16 protein-coding genes are annotated in these 14,229 nt (G+C 75.6%); 5 read left to right on the top strand and 11 right to left on the bottom strand.

Features of this window, described 5'->3' with window-relative positions:
• Positions 1–14: 14 nt before the first annotated feature.
• The 10 genes from AB0H81_RS39255 to AB0H81_RS39210 are packed head-to-tail and all read right to left on the bottom strand — an operon-like array spanning position 15 to position 9,887.
• Positions 15–554, bottom strand: coding sequence for an isochorismatase family cysteine hydrolase (locus AB0H81_RS39255; protein ID WP_358385724.1), 540 nt, complete (start codon positions 552–554; stop codon positions 15–17).
• A 29-nt stretch (positions 555–583) separates the two neighbouring features.
• A complete protein-coding gene (locus AB0H81_RS39250) occupies positions 584–1,546 on the bottom strand; it encodes a UDP-glucuronic acid decarboxylase family protein (RefSeq protein WP_358385721.1) in 963 nt (320 codons plus the stop codon).
• The gene (locus tag AB0H81_RS39245) at positions 1,543–2,439 is read right to left on the bottom strand and encodes a glycosyltransferase family 9 protein (RefSeq protein WP_358385718.1); all 897 of its coding nucleotides are present in this window, start codon (positions 2,437–2,439) and stop codon (positions 1,543–1,545) included. The genes AB0H81_RS39250 and AB0H81_RS39245 overlap by 4 nt, the downstream gene beginning before the upstream one ends.
• The gene (locus AB0H81_RS39240) at positions 2,430–3,104 is read right to left on the bottom strand and encodes an SDR family oxidoreductase (RefSeq protein WP_358385715.1); all 675 of its coding nucleotides are present in this window, start codon (positions 3,102–3,104) and stop codon (positions 2,430–2,432) included. The genes AB0H81_RS39245 and AB0H81_RS39240 overlap by 10 nt, the downstream gene beginning before the upstream one ends.
• Before the next feature lie 49 nt (positions 3,105–3,153).
• The gene (gene rfaE2 / locus AB0H81_RS39235) at positions 3,154–4,488 is read right to left on the bottom strand and encodes a D-glycero-beta-D-manno-heptose 1-phosphate adenylyltransferase (protein WP_358385712.1); all 1,335 of its coding nucleotides are present in this window, start codon (positions 4,486–4,488) and stop codon (positions 3,154–3,156) included.
• A complete protein-coding gene (locus tag AB0H81_RS39230; protein ID WP_358385709.1) occupies positions 4,485–5,033 on the bottom strand; it encodes an SIS domain-containing protein in 549 nt (182 codons plus the stop codon). The genes rfaE2 and AB0H81_RS39230 overlap by 4 nt, the downstream gene beginning before the upstream one ends.
• A gap of 3 nt (positions 5,034–5,036) precedes the next feature.
• Positions 5,037–6,296: a glycosyltransferase gene (locus AB0H81_RS39225; RefSeq protein ID WP_358385706.1), complete on the bottom strand. Its 1,260-nt coding sequence runs from the start codon at positions 6,294–6,296 to the stop codon at positions 5,037–5,039.
• Positions 6,293–7,306 carry a glycosyltransferase family 9 protein gene (locus AB0H81_RS39220; protein ID WP_358385703.1) on the bottom strand — a complete coding sequence of 338 codons (1,014 nt, stop codon included), beginning with the start codon at positions 7,304–7,306 and terminating at the stop codon, positions 6,293–6,295. The genes AB0H81_RS39225 and AB0H81_RS39220 overlap by 4 nt, the downstream gene beginning before the upstream one ends.
• Positions 7,303–8,259, bottom strand: coding sequence for a glycosyltransferase (locus AB0H81_RS39215; RefSeq protein ID WP_358385700.1), 957 nt, complete (start codon positions 8,257–8,259; stop codon positions 7,303–7,305). Before AB0H81_RS39215 ends, AB0H81_RS39220 begins: the two co-directional genes overlap by 4 nt.
• Complete coding sequence (locus AB0H81_RS39210) at positions 8,256–9,887, bottom strand: carbamoyltransferase C-terminal domain-containing protein (RefSeq protein ID WP_358385697.1); 1,632 nt, start codon at positions 9,885–9,887, stop codon at positions 8,256–8,258. The genes AB0H81_RS39215 and AB0H81_RS39210 overlap by 4 nt, the downstream gene beginning before the upstream one ends.
• 172 nt (positions 9,888–10,059) lie before the next feature.
• On the opposite strand from AB0H81_RS39210, the gene AB0H81_RS39205 reads away from it, so the two are divergent.
• The 3 genes from AB0H81_RS39205 to AB0H81_RS39195 are packed head-to-tail and all read left to right on the top strand — an operon-like array spanning position 10,060 to position 11,891.
• Complete coding sequence (locus AB0H81_RS39205) at positions 10,060–10,656, top strand: HAD-IIIA family hydrolase (RefSeq protein ID WP_358385694.1); 597 nt, start codon at positions 10,060–10,062, stop codon at positions 10,654–10,656.
• Entirely contained in the window at positions 10,653–11,576 is a 924-nt protein-coding gene (locus AB0H81_RS39200) for a glycosyltransferase (RefSeq protein WP_358385692.1), read from the top strand. Before AB0H81_RS39205 ends, AB0H81_RS39200 begins: the two co-directional genes overlap by 4 nt.
• A gap of 30 nt (positions 11,577–11,606) precedes the next feature.
• Positions 11,607–11,891 carry a WhiB family transcriptional regulator gene (locus AB0H81_RS39195; RefSeq protein WP_358385689.1) on the top strand — a complete coding sequence of 95 codons (285 nt, stop codon included), beginning with the start codon at positions 11,607–11,609 and terminating at the stop codon, positions 11,889–11,891.
• On the opposite strand, the gene AB0H81_RS39190 is transcribed toward AB0H81_RS39195, so the two are convergent.
• Positions 11,827–12,312, bottom strand: coding sequence for a peptide deformylase (locus tag AB0H81_RS39190; protein ID WP_358385686.1), 486 nt, complete (start codon positions 12,310–12,312; stop codon positions 11,827–11,829). The two genes, AB0H81_RS39195 and AB0H81_RS39190, sit on opposite strands and share 65 nt — an antisense overlap.
• A gap of 275 nt (positions 12,313–12,587) precedes the next feature.
• Between AB0H81_RS39190 and AB0H81_RS39185 the strand changes: the two genes are divergently transcribed.
• Together AB0H81_RS39185 and AB0H81_RS39180 are read left to right on the top strand one after the other, a co-directional pair.
• The gene (locus AB0H81_RS39185) at positions 12,588–13,754 is read left to right on the top strand and encodes a uroporphyrinogen-III synthase (RefSeq protein ID WP_358385683.1); all 1,167 of its coding nucleotides are present in this window, start codon (positions 12,588–12,590) and stop codon (positions 13,752–13,754) included.
• Positions 13,751–14,229: CbiX/SirB N-terminal domain-containing protein (locus AB0H81_RS39180; protein WP_358385680.1), on the top strand; the 479-nt coding region annotated here is incomplete at its 3' end. The genes AB0H81_RS39185 and AB0H81_RS39180, both read left to right, overlap by 4 nt.

Genomic DNA, 14,229 nt, shown 5'->3' with positions numbered 1-14,229 from the left:
CGGGCTTCCCGGCCCTACGTCAGGAGGCGGCGCGCCGGGACGATCTCGGCCGACATGTTGCGCTCCATCATGCGCAGCGCGGCCCGCCCGAGATCACCGTGGACCGGCGCCACGCAGTCCGGCGGCACCACCACCCCGAACTCCCGCACGTACGCGTCCAGCGCGCTGTACAGCACGCACTGCTCGGTCACCTGCCCCGTCATGATCACGGTCTCGATGCCGCGCTGCCGCAGCAGGTGGTCCAGGGCGGTGCCGTAGAACGCGCTGTGGCGGGCCTTGGTGAGGAACGCGGCGGTGCGCGGCGGCACCACCGGCCGCACCAGGTCGGGCCGGCGTCCCTTCAGCGCCCGCGCCACCAGGTCCTCGCGGGTGGCGGTGAAGTCGCCGTAGTTGTCGTTGACGTAGATCAGCTCCACGTCGTCGCGCCGATGCGCCCGGCCGGCCAGCTCGGCCAGCTTGGGCACGATCGGCTCCACACCCTGCACGAGCCGGTCGGCGTCCTCGTGGTCGTACGGGTTGAGCATGTCGAGCACGACCATCGCGATTCCCGGCATCCTTGGTCCACCACCCCCCGACGGCCGGCTCAGGCGCCCAGCCGTTCCAGTCTGCCGTGGTCCGCCAGCTCGGAGGCGAACCACTCGATGGTCCGGCGCAGGCCCTCCTCGGCGGGCACCACGGCCCGCCACCCGAGCCGCTCGGCGGCCAGCGTCGTGTCGGGCCGGCGCACCATCGGGTCGTCGGCCGGCCGTTCGATGAACTCGATCGGTGACGACGACCCGGCCAGCTTCCTGATCAGCGTGGCCAGCTCCAGCATGGTGAGCTCGTCCGGGTTGCCGATGTTGACCGGGCCGGCGAAGTCGCTCGCCGCCATGGCCAGGATCCCGGTGACGGTGTCGTCCACGTGGCAGATGGACCGGGTCTGCGTGCCGTCGCCGGTGATCGTGATCGGCTCGCCCAGCAGCGCCTGCCGGATGAAGGTCGGGATCGCCCGGCCGTCGAAGGGCCGCATGCGCGGGCCGTAGGTGTTGAAGATCCGCACGATGCCGGTGTCGGTGTCGCGCGACTGCCGGTAGGCGGTGGTCAGCGACTCGGCGAAGCGCTTGGCCTCGTCGTACACGCTGCGCGGCCCGACCGGGTTGACGTTGCCCCAGTACGTCTCCTTCTGCGGGTGCTCCAGCGGGTCGCCGTACACCTCGCTGGTGGAGGCGAGGACGAACCGGGCGCCCTTCTCCCGGGCGAGCCCCAGCGCGTGCAGGGTGCCGACGCTGCCCACCCGCAGCGTCTCGATGGGGTAGCGCAGGTAGTCGGCGGGGGAGGCGGCCGAGGCGAAGTGCAGGACAAGGTCCAGCCGGTCGGGCACGTGGACGTACCCGGTCAGGTCACACTCGATGATGCGGAACTCCGGCCGGTCGATCAGGTGCTCGACGTTGCGCGGGCCGCCGGTGAGGAAGCTGTCCATGCAGATGACCTCGGCCCCTTGGTCGAGCAGGCGTTCACACAGGTGCGAGCCGAGAAAACCGGCTCCGCCGGTAACCAGCGCCCTCATGAGGTGACCTCCATCACGGCGTCGAGGACTTCGGAGACATCGATCTTCAGCAGGCCGGGGTCCACCCGGTCGCCGTGCGGGTCGCCGGTCCGCCCCGCCCACAACGCGACGTGCCGCCAGCCGGGCGGCGGCCCCCACCGCGCGGGCGCCACCGGCCCGAACAGCACCACCGACGGCACGCAGAAGGCGGTCGCCAGGTGGCCGACGCCCGTGTCGCCGCAGACCACCAGCCGCGCCCGGCCCACCACGTCGATCAGCCCCGCCAGGTCCGTACGGCCGGCGAGCACCCGCCCGGCGGGCAGCCCGGCCAGCTCCGCGACCCGCGCGGCGATCGGCGCCTCCCCGGCGTCGCCGGTGACGACGACCTCGCCCACGGACCGCTCCAGGGCCGAGGCCACGTGCGCGAACCGCTCGGGCGGCCAGCGGCGGGCCGGGAAGGCGGCCCCCGGGTGGACGACCACGGGCCCGGTCCGGTCGGACACGCCCAGCGTCAGGTCCGACGGGTCGGCCTTGACCCCGTACCACTCCAGCATGTCGCACCAGCGCCGCACCTCGTGCACGTCGTCGCGCCAGGGCGGGCCGACCGTGTGGCTGAGCAGCCGCCCCGGCCGGGTGCGGCGCAGCGCCTCGACGCTCTGCGGGCCCTTGCCGTGCAGGTTGACGGCGATGTCGGGTCCCCCGCCGGGCCGCTCGAACGGCACGGGCCCGGGACCGCGCACGTCGATCAGCTCGTCCACCGCCCCGGTCAGCGACAGGAGCGGCTCCAGCGGCGCCGGCGCGGCGACCGTGATCCGGTGGACCGGGAACTCCTGCCGCAGCGCCCGCAGAGCGGGCACGGCCGTGAGCATGTCGCCCAGGCCGAGCCCGCGCAGCGCGAGAAGCTCTAGGGCCATGACGTCTCCGTCGAGGGGCAGACGACCAGTTCCCTGACCTCGCACCCGGCCGGCTGGCCGAGCGCGAACACGACCGTGCGGGCCACGTCGGCCGGGTCGTTGAGCCCGGCGTCGGGGCCGGGCTTGTACTGCTCGGGCCGGCCGTCGAAGAACGCCGTCCGCATGCCGCCGGGCACCAGCAATGTGACCCCGACCTGCCCGGCCAGCTCGACGGCCAGCGCCCGGGTGAAGCCGACCACGCCGAACTTCGACGCGCAGTAGGCGCTCGCGTCGCTCAGCGCCCGCAGCCCGAGCGTGGACGCGCAGGTGACGACCTTGCCCCGGGTGTCCTTCAGGTACGGCAGCGCCGCCCGCACGACGGAGGCGGTGCCGACCAGGTTGACCATGATCACCCGGTCCCAGGCGTCGGCGGGCACGTCCTCCAGGCGCCCGCAGGCGTCCACGCCGGCGGCGGTCACCACGGCGTCGAGCCCGCCGGCCCGCTCGGCCAGCTCACGCACGGCCCGCTCGGCCTCGGCCCGGTCGGACAGGTCGGCGACCACGTGCTCGACGTCCTGCCCGGGCTCTCGCACGTCGACGACCAGCGGCCGCCAGCCCTCCTTGGCCACGGCCTCGGCGGTCGCCCGGCCGAGGCCGGAGGCGCCACCGGTGATGAGCACCCTCATGTGATCTCCTTGTCATCGCGGTCGCCGCTCCCGCACCTCGGCGGGAGCGTCAGCGGATCTCCCTGATGAGATTGGTCGTGGAGCGGCCCGGCAGGCTGCTGAGGACGACGACCTCGCCGCCCAGCCGGTCGAGGACCTCGGCCTCGGGCAGCACGTCGCCCTCGTAGTCGCCGCCCTTCACCCACACGTCGGGCCTGAGCCGCTCGATGGCCGCGGCCGGGGTGTCCTCGTCGAACACCAGGACCGCGTCCACGCAGGCGAGCGCCCGCAGCACCTCGACCCGGTCGCGCACGTCCACGATGGGCCGGGTCGGGCCCTTGAGCCGGCGGACGGAGTCGTCGGAGTTGACGCACACCACCAGCGCGTCGCCGAGGGCCCGCGCCCGCCGCAGCAGGCTGACGTGCCCGGCGTGCAGCAGGTCGAAACAGCCGCCGGTGGCGATGAGCCGCCCGCCGTAGGCGCGGGTCAGCTCGGCCACCTCCAGCGCGGTGCGCGGCCGGTCGCCGAGCTCCTGCTCCTGCATGCGGATGGAGGCGGCGCCGCCCCGCTCGACGAAGCGCGAGGCCTCGCCGACGCCGATCGTCACCGCCTCCTCCACGCCGGAGCCGTCGCGCAGCGCGAGCGCGGCGGCGGCGGCCAGCCGGTCGCCCGCGCCGCACACGTCCTGCCCCGGGGCGTCCACCGGCGCGGGCACCTGGGTGAGCCCGCCGCCCTGGCGGGCCAGCGCAGCGCCGCGCCCGCCCAGCGTGACGGCCACGGCCCGCGCCCGCAGCGCCCGCATGAGATGACGGGCGGCCTGGTCGGGCCCCTCGTACGGGACCTCGCACATGAGCCGGGCCTCGACCTCGCTGGGCGTCACCAGCGCGCAGCCCGGCACCGGCTGCTCGCCCTTGGGATGCGGGTCCCACACGACCGGCGCGTCCGCCCCGCGCAGCAGGTCGCGCGCCACCCGGGTGACGCCGCGGCCGTAGTCGGACACGAGCACCGCCCCGGCCTGGCGCAGCGCCGCGGCCACCTCGTCGTGAGCGGCGTGGCGGGCCCTGCCGTCGCCGGAGTCCACCCGGACCAGCGTCTGCCCCCGGGCCCGGATCCGGGTCTTGCGCACGGTGCCGCCGCGCAGCGGCAGCCGCACCAGCTCCACCTCGCCCGCCAGCAGCCCGCACAGGCGGCGGCCGTCCTGGTCGTCGCCGATCGCGGTGACGAGCACCACGTCCGCGCCGTCGCGGGCGGCCAGCAGCGCGGCCAGGCCCGCACCTCCCGGCCGGGCGTGCTCGGCCTCGGCGTCCACCACGGGGACGGGCGCGTCCGGGCACAACCGGTCCGCGCCGCCCTCCACGTCCACGTCCAGCAGAGTGTCGCCGATGACGACGAGCGGACCGCTCACAGTGCCTCCTCGACCGCGTCGCAAAGCAGATGGATCAGGGCGAGATGCACCTCCTGAACGGTCGAGGTCTCCTCCGCGGGCACCGTGACGGCCTCGTCGCACACGCCGGCCAACGGGTTGGGCGCGGGCCCGGTCAGCGCCCAGGCGAGCATCCCGCACTCGCGGGCCGCCTTCGCCGCGGCCAGCACGTTCGGGCTGCCGCCGCTGGTGGACAGGCACACGAGCACGTCGCCCTCGCGGCCGTGGGCGCGCACCTGGCGCGCGTACGCCTCCTCGGCGCCGTAGTCGTTCGTGATCGCCGTCAGCGACGAGGTGTCGGCGTGCAGCGGGATCGCCGCGTACGGCGGGCGGTCGGCGCGGAAGCGGCCCACCAGCTCGGCCGTCAGGTGCTGCGCCTCGGCGGCCGATCCGCCGTTGCCGCAGGCCAGCAGCCTGCCGCCGGAGCCCAGGACCGCGGCGAGCGTGCCGCCCCACGCGCGGACGACGGCCGTGTGACCGTCGACGCGTGCCAGGGTGGCGCACAGCTTCTCCAGATGCGCGTCCATCTCTCAACCTCCCAGCGCCGCGAGACGGCACATCCGGCCGTCGATGACCTGCGTGTACACGGCCTCCGTCCGCTCGGCGACGCGCGGCCAGCCGTAGCGCTGGCGGGCCCGGCGCGCCCCGGCCGCGCCCATCGCCCGGCGGCGGCCCGGGTCGGTCAGCACGTCCTTGAGCGCCCTGGCCAGGGCGCGCGGGCGGCGGGGCGGCACGAGCAGGCCGCATCCGGCGACCGTGTCGAGGTGGCCGCCGACGGCCGAGGCGATCACGGGCAGCCCGCAGGCCATGGCCTCGACGGGCACCATCCCGAACGGCTCGTACCACGGCACGGTGACCAGCACGTCGGCCGCGCGCATCAGTGCCGGCACCTCGTCGCGGGGGACGCTCCCGACGACCCGCACGCGCCCGGCCAGGCCGAACCGGGCGGCCAGCTCGCGCAGCCGCACCGCCTCCTCGTCGTCCACGCGCCCGCCGGCGATCACCAGCTCGGCCCGGGGGAGTAGCCGCATGGCCTGCACGAGGGTGTCCACGCCCTTGCGCGGGACCAGCCGCCCGATGCTGAGCACCCGCGCCGTGCCCGCCCCCTGCACGCCCGGCCCGCCCGCCACCGGCGCGCCCGATCCGTCCGGTCCCGGTGCGGCGGTGTCGCCCGGCCACGGCCCCCTCGGGCCGTCGGGGCGGAACCTGCCGAGGTCCACGCCGCACGGCACGACCGCGATCCGCCGCTCGGGCACGCCCATCGCGCGCAGCTCGTTCACCTCGTCGCGGCAGGTCGCGAGCACGGCGTCGGCGCTGCGGCCGATCTGCCGCTCGGTGTCCACCCGGTGCGGCGGGCTGGTGTCGGCGGCGCCCTGCCAGCGCCGCTTGACGGCGCCGAGCGCGTGGAAGGTCTGCACCACCGGCACGTTCCCGGCGGCCCGCAGCGCGGCCTGCCCGCTCATCCAGAAGTGCGCGTGCACGACGTCCGGCGGATCCGCCTCCCAGCGCGCCGCCAGGCGCGCCGTGAACTCCGGCATGTACGGCGGAAGCTCGTCCTTCGGGACCGGCGCGGCCGGGCCCGCGTCGACGTACTCGACCCGCACGCCGGGCGCCACCTCCACCCGTTCCGGCTGGGACGGCCCCGAGCGCCGGGTGTGGACCACGACCTCGTGGCCGCGCCCGCCGAGGGCCGCGGCCAGGGCGGCGACGTAGACGTTCTGCCCGCCGGCGTCCACCCCGCCGATGGTCGCGAGCGGATCCGCGTGTTCCGAGACCAGGGCGATTCTCACTGGTTCAGCTCCCTCACTGCCTTGACCACCTGCTCGCTGGTCACCTGAGCCAGACAGGGATGGCCGGGCACCGGGCACACACGCGCCCGGGAGTCCCGGCATGGTGCGTCCTGGTCGCCCAGCAGGACCGTGGGCACCCGGTACGGTGCCCACCGCCCGGCCGGGACGACCGGCGCGAAGAGGCTGACGACCGGCGTGCCGACGGCGGCCGCCAGGTGGGCGGGGCCGGTGTTGCCGGCCACGAGCACGGCGGCGCCCTCGATGACGGCCGCGAGCTCCGCCAGCGTGGTCGCGCCGCCCAGGTCCAGGGCCGCGCCGGGGGCGCCGGCGGCGACGTGCGCCGTCAGCTCGCGCTCCACGCCGGTGACGACCACCCGGTGGCCGTCCTCGGCCAGCTCGCGCACGGCTTCGCGGTTGCGCTCGGCCGGCCAGGTACGCGCGGGTGCCGACGTGCCGGGATGGACGACGACGTACGGGCCGGGCCCCAGGCCGAGGCGGGAGACGTCGGGCAGCGGCCGGCGCACGGCGAGCCGGCCGTCGTCGCCCGGCGGCAGGTCGAAGCCGGCGGCGCGGGCCACGGCCAGCATCCGCTCCGGCTCGGGCACGTCGAGCCCCTCGTCCACGACGTGCCGCACGTCGAGCAGCGAGCCGGGGTAGTCGTTGCTGATGGCGGAGACGCGTCCCACCCCGGCGAGCCGCAGGATCAGCGCCAGCGGCAGCGCCGACTGGTGGAACGAGGTGAGGATCACCGCCTCGTCGATCCCCCTGACCCGGCCGATCAGGTCGTCCACGTCACGCGGCGACACGGGCGGCGGACGGTGGTCGATCCACGGCGCCCGCCACACGACCACCCGGTCCACGCCGGGCAGCAGCTCGGCCGCGGCCCGGCCGCGCGGGCCCGCGAGCAGCGTCACCTCGCGCGCGTGCGCGCTCACGGCCCGTACGGCCGGACCGGCCAGCAGCACGTCCCCCGCGTCGTCCAGCCGCGCCACGAGCACCCGTCCGCTCATCGCCGCACCTTCCATTCCCCCCGAAGCCGGTGCGCCACGGCGACCGGCGGGATCAGCACACTGGTGACGGCCATCCGCAGCACCTCGCCCGGCGTCCGCGGGCCCGGCGCGATCCGTGCCCAGGCGAACTCGGCGGTCATCGCCGCCCACCCCGCGCCCGCCACGACGGCCGGCCAGGCACGGCGGGCGTTCAGCAGGGCGGTCAGGCCGAGGCCCGCGGCGGCGAGGCCGAGCGCCGTGGTCAACGCGTGGCGGCGCAGCCGCCCGGGCGCCCCGCCGATCGCCTCGCGCCACCCCGACCCGTGGACGCGCCGCATCAGCGCGTCGTCGGCGTTGCCCCGCTGGAAGCGCACGCTCGCCCAGAACCCGTCCTCGCGCACGGGATGGACCGTCACCCGCTCGCCCCGCACCAGTGTGTGCCCCCGGCCGGCCAGCCGCAGCGCGAGGTCCGCGTCCTCCCGGTAGGCCCGCGGGAAACGCTCGTCGAACCCGCCGACCCGCTCCAGCGCGGCCCGCCGGTAGGCGATGTCGGCGGTGATCCACAGCGCTCCGGCCAGCCCGGCCGTGTTCCGCTCGGCGTCGGTCGGCCGCCGGTCGCCGGGCAGGGGCACCTCGACGCGGCCCTGGCTGCCCGCCACCTCCGGCGGCAGCCCGGCCAGGTCCTTCCGCAGCGCCTCGTACCAGCCCGGCCCGGGCACCACGTCGTCGTCGAGGAAGGCCACCCACGGCGTCGAGGCCGCCCGCCAGCCCGCGTTGCGCGCCGCGGCGGGGCCCCGCCCCCCGGACGTCACGACCCGCACGCTCGCGGGCACCTGCCCGGGCGGCACCAGGGGCGGCCCGTCGCGCCCGGCCGGCCGGTCGTCCACGACGATGACGGGCACGTCCGGGCCGAGGGCCGCGAGCGTCGCCCGCAGGCTCGGCCGTCCCACGGTGGGCACCACCACCGTGATCACGGAGCGAACACCTCCCGCCGCCGCACCAGGTACGGCCCGAGGGCGAGCACCTCCACCGGGGAGGAGCCGAAGCACTCCAGCGCGTCGCGCGGGTCGTCCACCATGGGCCGCCCGGCCGTGTTGAGGCTCGTGTTGACCACCACCGGCAGCCCGGTGCGGGCCTCGAACGACGACAGCATCCGCGCGAGCAGCGGCTCCGACCGCGGCGAGACCGTCTGGATGCGCGCCGTCCCGTCCACGTGGATCACGGCCGGGATCCGCTCCCGCCACGCGGGCTCGACGTCGTGGACGAACAGCATGTACGGCGAGGGCACCGGCCCCCGGCCGAAGACGTCGCGGGCCCGCGACTCCAGCACCATCGGCGCGATCGGCCGGAACTGCTCGCGTCCCTTGACGTCGTTCAGCCGCTCGGTGTTGCGGGCGTGCCCCGGGTGCGCGAGCAGCGACCGGCGGCCGAGCGCCCGCGGCCCGTACTCCGAGCGGCCCTGGAACCAGGCGACGATCCGGTCGGCGGCCAGCTCGGCCGCCACGGCGTCGGCCAGGTCGGCCGGCCGCGTGTACGGCACCCGCGCCACGTCCAGCCAGGCGCCCAGCTCCTCGTCGGTGAAGCCGCGCCCCAGGTCGGCGCCGATCATGGGCGCGGCCCGCTCGCCGTACGCCTGGGCCAGGTGCAGGGCGCCGCCCAGCGCGGTGCCCGAGTCGCCCGCGGCGGGCTGCACCCACACCTCCTCGAACGGCCCCTCGTCCAGCAGGCGGGTGTTGGCGACGCAGTTGAGCGCCACCCCGCCCGCCAGTGCGAGCCGCCGCTCCCCGGTGCGCTCGTGCAGCCACCGGACCAGCTCCAGCAGCACCTCCTCCAGCCGCGCCTGGACGCTGGCCGCCAGGTCGGCGTGGTCGTCCGTCCAGGGGGAGCCCTTGGACAGGGCCTTGGCGAAGGAGTTCCAGTCGATCGGCTCGACCCGGAAGCCGCCGTCGCCCGTGGTGTGGATCAGCTCGCGCAGCGCCTCCAGGTGCCGGGGCCGGCCGTAGGAGGCCAGTGCCATGACCTTGTACTCGTCGCTGGAGCGCAGGAAGCCCAGGTGCTGGGTCACGTCCTCGTACATGAGGCCGAGCGAGTGCGGCAGCTCCTGCGCGGCGAGCACCTCCAGCTCGCCGTCGTGGTAGCGGCCGGCCAGGTGGGAGACGTTCTCGCCCCGGCCGTCGCACACGAGCACCGCGCAGTCGCGGAACGGGGAGGCCAGCCCGGCGGAGGCGGCGTGCGCGACGTGGTGGGGGACGAAGCGCACCTGCGCCGGGTCGAGCCCGGGCAGGGCCGTGGCCAGGAAGTTGGGCGCGCGCACCGCGTACGTCGTGCGCAGGTCCTCCCAGTCGCCGTCGGGACGACGGACGACGAGGGACGGATCGTAGGAGTAGGCGACCGCGTCGATGTCCTCGGGGGAGAGGCCCGCCTCCTTCAGGCACCAGGCCGCCGCCTGCTCCGGGAGCTCCCAGGCCGAGAACGCGAGGGGCCGCTTGCCGTGCTTGCGGCGGCTGAACCGTTCCTCCTCCGCGGCGGCGACGATGCGCCCGTCGGCGACGATCGCCGCGGCGGGGTCGTGAAAGATCGCGTTGATGCCGAGAAATCTCATCGTGCTCCTCCCACCGGATGGAGAATCGCTACCGAGAGAAGCGGCTCTCAAACCTGGCACATCGCGTGGAAGTGCACAAACACCCCTTCAGTGCTGCTGTTGGTCACTCTCCGTAGTTGTTAGCGGGGCGTTTCGCCGGGTAGCAGACCGACCGGCGCGACGGAGGTGAGAGGTGTTCACACAGCGAGGTCCCGGTGCGGTGCTCTTCGACCGTGACGGGACTCTGATCAAGGACGTTCCGTACAACGGTGACCCTCGCAAGGTGGAGCCGATGCCGGGCGCGGCCGAGGCGCTGTCGCGGCTGCGCCGGGCGGAGATCCCGGTGGCCGTGGTGACCAACCAGTCGGGGGTCGCCAGGGGGCTCATCACTCCCGACGAGATGGGCCAGGTCAACGCCCGGGTGGAGGAGCTGCTCGGCCCGTTCGACGCCTGGGCGATCTGCGTCCACGACGACGGCGACTGCTGCACCTGCCGCAAGCCCGCGCCCGGCCTGCTCATCAGGGCCGCCGCCGTCCTCGACGTCAGCCCGCGCGACTGCGTGGTGGTCGGCGACATCGGCCGCGACATGGAGGCCGCCCGCGCGGCGGGCGCGCGCGGCATCCTGGTGCCCACGCCGCACACCCTCCAGCAGGAGGTCCTGGAGGCCCCCGAGGTCGCCGCCGACCTCACCGAGGTGACCGACCGCCTGCTCGACGGCGTGGAGGGAGGACCGGTCCCCGCCGGCAGCCACTCGCGCCGCGCCCGGGTGCTCGGCTGGAGCCGCTGGTGAGGATCCTGCTCTGGCACGTGCACGGCGCCTGGACCAACGCCTTCGTCCGCGGCGGTCACGAGTACGTGCTGCCGCTCGTCCCCGGCCGGGGACCCGACGGCCGCGGGCGCGCCGACACCTACGACTGGCCCGCGAACGCCCGCGAGGTCGCCTGGGACCGCCTGCGCCACGAGCCGCTCGACGTGGTCGTCCACCAGCGGCCCCGCGACCTGGACCTGGCCCGCGAGTGGCTCGGCCGCGACCTGCCCGGCGTCTACGTGGAGCACAACACGCCCGCGGGCGACGTGCCGCGCACCCGCCACCCCCTCGCCGGCCGCGCCGGCGTCACGCTCGTCCACGTCACCCACTTCAACGAGCTGTACTGGGACAACGGCCGGGCCCCCACCCGGGTGATCGAGCACGGCGTCCCCGACCCCGGCCACCTCTACACCGGCGAGCTGCCCCGGGCCGGCGTCGTCGTCAACGAGCCGGTGCGCCGCACCCGGGTCGCCGGCACCGACCTGCTGCCCCGCTTCGCCGCGGCCGTGCCGCTCGACGTGTTCGGCATGAAGGTCACCGGCCTGCCGTACGGGACGTACGAGGACCTCCCGCAGCACCTCATGCACGCCGAACTGGCCCGCCGGCGCGTCTACCTGCACCCGTACCGGTGGACCTCGCTCGGGCTCGCCCTCATCGAGGCGATGACGCTCGGCATGCCCGTGGTCGCCCTGGCCGCCACCGAGGCGATCGAGGCCGTCCCGCCGGAGGCCGGAGTCATCTCCACCAGGACGGACGTGCTGGTGGGGGCGCTGCGGGAATTCGCCGCCGACCCGGAGCGGGGCGCGCAGGCCGGGAAGGCCGCCCGCGCCGCCGCTCTGGCCCGCTACGGGCTCGACCGGTTCCTGGCCGACTGGGACCGGCTGCTGGAAGAAGTGGTGTGACCCGCCGGGAAAGGGGTAGGCGCCGTCGGCATGATGATGCACGACTGGTCGCGCGGGGCCGCCTGCCAGGCCATGGACCCGGAGCTGTTCTTCCCGATCTCGACGGAAGGCCCGGGCCGTGAGCAGGTGGAGCAGGCCAAGGCCGTATGCCGGGGATGCCCGGTCCGCCAGCCCTGCCTCGACTACGCGATCGACACCCGCCAGCTCAACGGCGTCTGGGGCGGCACCGACCCCGACCAGCGCCGCTCCCTCATCCCGACGGTAGCGCGACGGCGAGAAACCGTTCCCGCTCCTCCTCTGCCAGGTGATCGCTGAACAGGACGCCGTCCAGGTGGTCCACCTCGTGCTGCAGCACCCTCGCCAGCACGCCCAGCGCCCGGACCGACACGGGCTTGCCGAACATGTCACGGCCGCGCGCGACCACCATGTAGGAGCGCTCCAGCGGCCACCACACCCCCGGCGCCGACAGGCACGCCTCGTCCGCCGTCACGCGGCGCTCCGACAGCTCCAGGCGCGGGTTGACCAGGTGGCCTGACCGGCCCTCGTACGCGTAGGCGACCACCCGCAGCGGAACCCCGAGCTGGGGCGCCGCCAGCCCCGCGCGCCCCGGCCCGGCGCGCATCGTCCCCGTCAGGGACTTCACGACGGCGCGCAGCTCGCGGTCGAAGTCGCGCACCGGCTCGGCCACCGAGCGCAGCACCGGGTCGTCGAACAGGCGGATGGGCCGGACCGTCACCGAACCTCCCCGAAAGGTCACTTGGTCATCGGGAAGGCTTCCCGCGCCCGCTCGCGATCAATCCCGGGGGTACGGCGGATGTGGCATCGCGGTGACACCCTTCGATCCGTGCGCTTGTAGCACAGCGGTAACAGAAGGGACCCAGCGGCGAAACGGCCCCAAAGCACCATTGAGCGCGTGATCTCACTTCTGGCTCACGTGCCTGTGATGTCCGGCCGGGTGCTCGGGGCCCGGCCGGGCACGCCGGCGCCCCCGACCCGTCAGGAGGTGCTCGCGTGAGCGCGCCCGCCGAGGACCCGGCACGCCCCCACGAGACGGCCCCCAACGCCCTGTCCGGCTTCACGGTCGGCGTCACCGCCACCCGGCGGCGCGAGGAGTTCGGCGCGCTGCTCGAACGGCGGGGCGCCCGCGTGGTCAGCGCCCCGGCGATCCGCCTGGTGCCCCTCGCCGAGGACTCCGACCTGCTGGCGGCCACCCGCCTCAGCCTGGACAAGCCCCTGGACGACGTGGTGGTCACCACCGGCGTGGGCTTCCGCGGCTGGGTGGCCGCGGCCGAGGGATGGGGCCTGTCGGGTGAGCTCATCGCCCAGCTCGCCCGCGCCCGCCTGCTCACCCGCGGCCCCAAGGCCAGGGGAGCGGTCCGCGCCGCCGGCCTGGACGACCACTGGACGCCCTCCAGCGACTCCTGCGAGGAGGTCAAGGAGCACCTGCTCGCCCAGGACCTGCGGGGCAGGCGCATCGCGGTGCAGCTCCACGGCGAGCCGCTCGCCGGCTTCGTCGCCGCCCTGCGCGGCGCGGGCGCCGAGGTCATCGAGATCCCCGTCTACCGCTGGCTGCCCTACCGCGACCCCTCGCCGCTGCGCCGCCTCATCACCCAGACGATCTCCGGCGCCGTGGACGCCGTGGCCTTCACCAGCGCGCCCGCCGTCCACGCCATGTTCGCCGCCGCCCGCGCCGAAGGCCTGGAGGAGCAGCTGCTCCAGGCGTTCGGCGGCCGGGTCGTCGCCGCCTGCGTCGGGCCCGTCACGGCCGAGCCGCTCGTCTCCCGCGGCGTCCCCACCCTCCAGCCGGAACGCTCCCGGCTCGGCGCGCTCGCCCGCGCCCTGGCCCGCCACCTGCCCGAGCACGGCGTCACCCGCGTCGTCGCGGGCGGGCACCACCTGGAGATCCGCGGCCACGCCGTCGTCGTGGACGGCGAACTGCGCCCGCTGCCGCCCGCGCCGATGGCGGTGCTCAAGCGGCTGGCCGACAAGCCCGGCCACGTGGTCTCCCGCACGGAACTGCGCACGGTGCTGCCCGGCAGCGTCGCCCGCGACTCGGCCGAGCACGCGGTGGAGATGGCGATCACCCGGCTGCGGCGCGCCCTCGGGCCCGGCGGCATCGTGGAGACGGTCGTCAAACGCGGCTACCGCCTGGCCTGCTCCCACGAGGTGCACCAGTGAGCGCGCGACTCGGGAGGGACGTCCCGGCACCCGGCGCCGCGTGGAGCCGGTCCGGCGCTCCCACGCTGGTCCTGGCCGCGCACGGGACGCGCAGCGCCGCGGGGGAGCGGACCCTCGCCGAGCTGGCCGCCGTCATACGCCGGCAGCGGCCCGGGCGCCGCGTCGAACTCGCCTACCTGGAGATCAGCCGCCCGCTGCTGCGCGACGTCCTGCCGGCCGTGCCGGGGCCCGTGGTCGTGGTCCCGCTGCTCCTCGCCGGCGGCTACCACGTCCATGTGGACCTGCCCGCCGTCCTGGCCGAGCACCGGCCCGGCGCGCTCATGGCGGCCCCGCTGGGCCCCCACGGGCTGCTCACCTCCGCACTGACCCGGCGGCTCACCCGCGCGGGGCTGCGCCGTACGGACGCGGTGATCCTCGGCGCCGCGGGCTCGTCCGACCCGTCGGCGCTGGCCGACGTCCGGGCCGCCGCCCACCG

The sequence above is a fragment of the Nonomuraea sp. NPDC050691 genome (assembly GCF_040654455.1).
In the GTDB taxonomy this organism is placed as follows: domain Bacteria; phylum Actinomycetota; class Actinomycetes; order Streptosporangiales; family Streptosporangiaceae; genus Nonomuraea.
This window is presented reverse-complemented; position numbering and strand designations above follow the sequence as displayed.

What these genes read in the sequence shown, in the direction of transcription:
- AB0H81_RS39255 (WP_358385724.1), bottom strand. Translation starts at nt 554, where the DNA reads ATGCCGGGAATCGCGATGGTCGTGCTCGACATGCTCAACCCGTACGAC.
- AB0H81_RS39250 (WP_358385721.1), bottom strand. Translation starts at nt 1,546, where the DNA reads ATGAGGGCGCTGGTTACCGGCGGAGCCGGTTTTCTCGGCTCGCACCTG.
- AB0H81_RS39195 (WP_358385689.1), top strand. Translation starts at nt 11,607, where the DNA reads ATGATGATGCACGACTGGTCGCGCGGGGCCGCCTGCCAGGCCATGGAC.
- AB0H81_RS39230 (WP_358385709.1), bottom strand. Translation starts at nt 5,033, where the DNA reads ATGGACGCGCATCTGGAGAAGCTGTGCGCCACCCTGGCACGCGTCGAC.
- AB0H81_RS39245 (WP_358385718.1), bottom strand. Translation starts at nt 2,439, where the DNA reads ATGGCCCTAGAGCTTCTCGCGCTGCGCGGGCTCGGCCTGGGCGACATG.
- AB0H81_RS39210 (WP_358385697.1), bottom strand. Translation starts at nt 9,887, where the DNA reads ATGAGATTTCTCGGCATCAACGCGATCTTTCACGACCCCGCCGCGGCG.
- AB0H81_RS39220 (WP_358385703.1), bottom strand. Translation starts at nt 7,306, where the DNA reads ATGAGCGGACGGGTGCTCGTGGCGCGGCTGGACGACGCGGGGGACGTG.
- AB0H81_RS39240 (WP_358385715.1), bottom strand. Translation starts at nt 3,104, where the DNA reads ATGAGGGTGCTCATCACCGGTGGCGCCTCCGGCCTCGGCCGGGCGACC.